Below are 5003 nucleotides of genomic sequence, written 5' to 3' on the forward strand. Positions count from 1 at the left end.
GTGTAGTCGTTGCCGTTGGCCTTCTTGTACCAGTCGTAGATGCGACCTACGAACGGCGAAATCAGGAATACTCCGGCGTCAGCACAAGCCGCTGCCTGAGCGAACGAGAACAGCAGCGTCAGGTTGGTCTGGATGCCTTCTTTTTCCAGAATTTCGGCAGCGCGGATACCTTCCCAGGTGGAAGCGATCTTGATCAGCACGCGGTCACGGCCAATGCCGGCCTTGTCGTACAGGTCGATCAGACGGTGCGCACGCTTCAATACGGCGTCAGTGTCGAACGACAGGCGCGCATCCACTTCGGTGGAAATACGGCCAGGGATCACTTTCAGAATTTCTTGCCCTACCGCGACGCCAAAACGGTCGCTGGCCAGGCCAACATCGCCCTTGCAGTCGCTGACGCATGCGTTCAGCAACTCGGCATAACCGGGAATGGCCGCCGCTTTGAGCAGCAGGGAAGGGTTGGTGGTAGCGTCCACGGGTTTAACGCGAGCGATAGCTTCGAAGTCGCCGGTATCGGCAACCACGGTGGTCATTTGTTTGAGTTGTTCCAGCTTGGAAGTCATGGGCGTGCTCTGTCCTATGGGTCTAATGACATTACCCGAGCGCTGACAGCCACTCAAGGGTGCGTGTACGTATCGAGGGCCCCAGCGGCAACATCCGGAAAACGGCTGTTTGAAAGGCGGGGCGCGGTATCGGTAAATACGATGCCAAATCAGACCACAGGTTCAACCCAAGCGACCGTTAACGCCCCTCAAGCAGCTCCGCCGCCTGGTCCAGCAACACCAAAGGCTCTTTTGCCTTGTGAATATCCACCGACAACAACTGCCGAAACTTGCGCGCCCCCGGAAACCCGGTGCCCAGCCCCAGCACATGCCGAGTGATGTGGTGCATCGAGCCGCCCGCATCGATATGCGCGGCTATATAAGGCCGCAACTGCGCCAGAGCCTCGGCCCGGCTGATCACCGGCGCCGTGCTGCCGAACAGTTGCTGATCCACCTCAGCCATCACATAAGGATTGTGATAGGCCTCACGGCCCAACATCACGCCGTCGAACGTCTGCAAATGCTCGTGACAGGCTTCCAGTGTCTTGATCCCGCCGTTGAGAATAATCTCCAACTCTGGAAAATCCGTCTTCAACCGCGCCGCCACGTCATAACGCAGAGGCGGAATATCGCGGTTCTCCTTCGGCGACAACCCCTCCAGAATCGCAATCCGCGCATGCACCGTAAAACTCGTGCACCCGGCATCCCGAACCGTGCCGACGAAATCACACAACTCCTCGTAACTGTCCCGGCCATTAATCCCGATCCGATGCTTCACCGTCACCGGAATCGACACCGCATCGCGCATCGCCTTCACACAATCAGCCACCAACTGCGGATGCCCCATCAGGCACGCACCGATCATATTGTTCTGCACCCGATCACTCGGGCAGCCGACATTCAAATTCACCTCGTCGTAACCGTGCTCCTGCGCCATGCGCGCGCACATCGCCAGGTCCAGCGGCACACTGCCGCCGAGCTGCAGGGCGAGCGGATGTTCGGCTTCGTTGTGACGCAGGAAGCGGTCGTGATCGCCGTTGAGCAGCGCGCCGGTGGTGACCATTTCGGTGTAGAGGAGAGCGTGCTTGGAGAGTAGGCGTAGGAAAAAACGGCAATGCCTATCAGTCCAGTCCATCATAGGCGCAACGGAAAACCGCCGAGATAGCGCAGGGCTTGTGTTTACTGGGCTGGAGTGGGTGTTTGGTACCATTTTTCTCAACGTATTTATAGCGTGTTTTTAGGCGTTTTCAGGCGTTTTTTCGATGACGCTGGTACAATGTACCAATCACTTTCGGAATTGTACCAGTCGACTATGGCAACGATCAGAGCACGAAAACGCACCGATGGCTCAGTCAGTTACACGGCACAAATTCGCCTGTTTCGCGATGGAGCGCAAGTCTACCAAGAGAGCCAGACCTTCGCCCGGAAACAGGCGGCACAAGCGTGGGTGCGGCGACGTGAGGCAGAGCTAGATCAGCCTGGTGCGATTGATCGAGCGAACCGCAAGGGCGTCACCGTACAGGACATGATCAAGCAGTACCTGGATGAAATGGAGAAAGTCCGGCCGCTGGGTAAAACCAAGGAAGCCACTCTAAATGCTATCGCAGCGACGGAGTTTGGCCAGACCGTTGATTCCGCCATCAACAGTCAGCGATTGGTGGATTTTGCACTCTGGCGTATGAGTAAAGAGGGCGGCGGTGTCCAGCCGCAGACGGCCGGTAACGATCTGGCGCACCTTGGGGCCGTCCTATCGATTGCACGGCCGGCTTGGGGGTATGAGGTCGATATCCACGCGATGGCAGACGCTCGAAAGGTGTTGAGAAAGCTGGGTTACAACATGAAAAGCCGCGAGCGGGATCGGCGGCCGACCAAGGACGAGCTGGAAAAGCTGCTGGAGCACTTTGTCGGTATCCAGCAACGTCGCCCCAGTTCGATCAATATGCTCAAGGTCACCGGCTTCGCTTTGTTCTCCACACGTAGGCAGGACGAGATCGGCCGAATGCTTTGGGAGGACGTCGACGAAGAACGTCAGCGGGTGATGGTGCGGGACATGAAGAACCCAGGCCAGAAGATTGGCAACGATGTTTGGTGTCACCTCCCGGATGAGGCTTGGCGCATTCTGAAGAGCATGCCAAAGGAGCGTGCAGAGATCTTCCCCTACAACTCGTCATCGATCGCCACTGCCTGGGCAAAGGCGTGCAAGTTTCTGATGATTGAAGATCTGCACTTCCACGATCTGCGGCACGACGGCGTAAGCCGGTTGTTTGAGATGGACTGGGATATCCCTCGAGTGGCCAGTGTTTCCGGGCATCGGGATTGGAATTCATTGCGTAGATACACCCATCTGCGCGGGCGAGGTGACCACTATGCCGAATGGCCGTGGTTAGAGAAGATCATTCAGGCGCCCGTGAAGCTGGGCGCCTGGGGTAAGCAGTGAGTTAACTGGCTCGGCGGTATCCATTGAGCTGGTTGAATTCTTTCACCGCAGCTTCCCGTTGTAGATCAAGGTAGGCCGCCAGATCAGTGATGTGGATACCTTTGGCGCTTTTCTGGCTCGGCTCCAGCCGAGTGATTGGGATTTTGATCTGCCCGGCCATGACCTTGCGCTGGAACATATCGGTGGTCAGGTGCGTAAAGTAGTCCTTGCAGACCATGTCCAATGGGATGATCGCCTGGCCGTTGTACTGAGCCATCAGGATGAAAGCAGTGTTCATTTTTTCTCCTGGGCTGCGGGTTGATCCTGTTGGTCTCTGCTGTTTTTCGACCACTCCAGCGCTGCCTGCTTCCACGACCGACGCATCCATGCTGCGAAACCCGCTTTATAGGCGTAATGCTCGTGGGCGAACGTGTCAGATGTACTTGCTACTCGTGTCCTAATGTACGTCACGCGCTTTCTGCAGTACTGCAGGCCTTCAGGTATTGGAAACTCTTTCTCGAACTCGGCGCGCTCGTCGATCTGGACTACGTTGACGGCCATCCTTGGCGGTCTTTCGAGAATGCATTCAGGGTGAGTATACCCCTCAGCAGGCTGCGCGGGCGGGCGATTCTGAGCGATTAGCGTTGCATTGGGTGTGGCTGCCTCGCGCAGCTTTTCGTGGGGGGTAAGCGCCTCGGTGGTGCTGCTTAGAGGAGCAATAATGCCTGCTGCTGCGCAGCAGAGGCTGTTTGTTTCTAGCGTGTCGACGCTCACTTTTTCGCAGAGCAAAGCGGTCGTGGATTGGTTGTTGTGCTGATCCTTTTGCATGCCGCTTTCCTCCGAGGTTCGATTGCGCGTTGGTTCGCCAGCCGCCGGTGAGGCGTGTGCCGTGTCGCAGTGGATGTTGGAGTGGGTAAGGTTCTCGCTCATGCTGCGTCTCCCACATCAAAGGGAGCCAGTTGCTGAGCCATGTCGAGTGCTCGGTCATGCAGTGCGCGAGTGTCGCGCTCCAGTTTTTTGCCTGTGCGGAATGCACTGAAAGTCTCAGCAGCAATGCGTAGTTTTTCGGCAATTTCCAGCAATGCCAAGCGCTCAGGGCCGCCGAATGCCATCGCTATCTGCAGACGTTTGCAGTGATGTGACAAGCGGGTGTGGTCGGCCTTGATGAAGTTGAGAGATGCTTTTAATTCGCGAACTGTCTTGGCGCTTTCGGCGCGCTGGTTCTCGTCGCTTTCCTTCATGCCGGCTGCCATGCCGTCGCTATGGCCCATAAAGTAGCCTGCCCAGACGAGTAGTCCGGCGAAAGCGATCGGAACGATGAGTGCGCAGATCTGAATTGCAGTCATGTGGTGTGCTCCTGGTGATGTCATTGGCTGGTGGTGGCAGCCGTTCGGTTTCTGGGGTTACTCGTTGGTTTCGTTTTGCTGTCGCTGCATGTCTTCGTCGGCCTTGTAGGCGCGAATGTCGATCAGTGAGGCGATGTGTCGGATATGTGCGTACTTCGGTGCCTTGCGGCTGGTGTCCAGCGTGGTGATGGGGAGCTGGATGCGGCCGCTGCTAATCTCGGCCACGAACGATTGCTCATTGAGGTTGCGGAAGTATTGCTCGCGCACTTTGTCCAGCGGGATCAGGACATCGCCGAAGATGCGGTAGAGCAATTCGACGGTGGCAGACTCCGGTGCCGGGTGCAGGCGGAGCGGATTTTGTGCTGCGTTACTCATGGCTTTGTTGGGCCTCCTTGCGTTGTATTCTGGCCGGGTGGTTCCAGGCGTTCAGGCAGTGGCGTTTAGTCAGCTCGCGCAGATGTTCGGGCACTTCGAGGAGCGCTGCATTGCGCTCCTCTCGTGTCTGCATGGCGATGATCTGGCGGGCGTATTCCCTAGGCCACGTCACGGTTGTCTGCCGGGATGGCAGGCAGTTCGATGCCCAGTTGATCGGCTAGCCAGCGGATGCCGGGTTGTTTCACCCGGGTCGACTGGCTGTACTGCATGCCGAGCTGGTCGTGATGCCACTGGCCGTCCTTGATCCGCAGGTAGTCCCGGTCA

General features: G+C 57.4%; 8 protein-coding genes and 1 pseudogene. 1 reads left to right on the forward strand and 8 read right to left on the reverse strand.

Features of this window, described 5'->3' with window-relative positions:
• Together WLY71_RS29640 and dusA are read right to left on the reverse strand one after the other, a co-directional pair.
• A partial coding sequence (locus WLY71_RS29640; protein WP_347806402.1) for a transaldolase family protein occupies nt 1-563 on the reverse strand: 563 nt, incomplete at its 3' end.
• A gap of 178 nt (nt 564-741) precedes the next feature.
• Nucleotides 742-1752 carry a tRNA dihydrouridine(20/20a) synthase DusA gene (gene dusA / locus WLY71_RS29645; protein WP_347806403.1) on the reverse strand — a complete coding sequence of 337 codons (1011 nt, stop codon included), beginning with the start codon at nt 1750-1752 and terminating at the stop codon, nt 742-744.
• Nucleotides 1753-1854: 102 nt separating this feature from the next.
• On the opposite strand from dusA, the gene WLY71_RS29650 reads away from it, so the two are divergent.
• Nucleotides 1855-2979 carry a site-specific integrase gene (locus tag WLY71_RS29650; protein WP_347806404.1) on the forward strand — a complete coding sequence of 375 codons (1125 nt, stop codon included), beginning with the start codon at nt 1855-1857 and terminating at the stop codon, nt 2977-2979.
• Between the two features lies 1 nt (nt 2980).
• Here WLY71_RS29650 and WLY71_RS29655 read toward each other — a convergent pair whose 3' ends face one another.
• The 6 genes and pseudogenes from WLY71_RS29655 to WLY71_RS29680 all read right to left on the reverse strand — a co-directional run.
• Nucleotides 2981-3256 carry a pyocin activator PrtN family protein gene (locus WLY71_RS29655; RefSeq protein ID WP_108183307.1) on the reverse strand — a complete coding sequence of 92 codons (276 nt, stop codon included), beginning with the start codon at nt 3254-3256 and terminating at the stop codon, nt 2981-2983.
• Nucleotides 3253-3888, reverse strand: coding sequence for a hypothetical protein (locus tag WLY71_RS29660; RefSeq protein ID WP_347806405.1), 636 nt, complete (start codon nt 3886-3888; stop codon nt 3253-3255). Before WLY71_RS29660 ends, WLY71_RS29655 begins: the two co-directional genes overlap by 4 nt.
• Complete coding sequence (locus WLY71_RS29665) at nt 3885-4304, reverse strand: hypothetical protein (RefSeq protein ID WP_347806406.1); 420 nt, start codon at nt 4302-4304, stop codon at nt 3885-3887. Before WLY71_RS29665 ends, WLY71_RS29660 begins: the two co-directional genes overlap by 4 nt.
• 57 nt (nt 4305-4361) lie before the next feature.
• Nucleotides 4362-4679, reverse strand: a complete 318-nt coding sequence (locus WLY71_RS29670) for a pyocin activator PrtN family protein (RefSeq protein ID WP_347806407.1) — start codon at nt 4677-4679, stop codon at nt 4362-4364.
• Entirely contained in the window at nt 4672-4851 is a 180-nt protein-coding gene (locus tag WLY71_RS29675; protein WP_347806408.1) for a hypothetical protein, read from the reverse strand. Before WLY71_RS29675 ends, WLY71_RS29670 begins: the two co-directional genes overlap by 8 nt.
• A pseudogene (locus WLY71_RS29680) lies at nt 4838-5003 on the reverse strand (DNA-binding protein); the annotation flags it as partial. The gene WLY71_RS29675 and the pseudogene WLY71_RS29680, both read right to left, overlap by 14 nt.

Origin of the sequence: Pseudomonas rossensis (assembly GCF_039888995.1) — a bacterium.
GTDB lineage: Bacteria > Pseudomonadota > Gammaproteobacteria > Pseudomonadales > Pseudomonadaceae > Aquipseudomonas > Aquipseudomonas rossensis.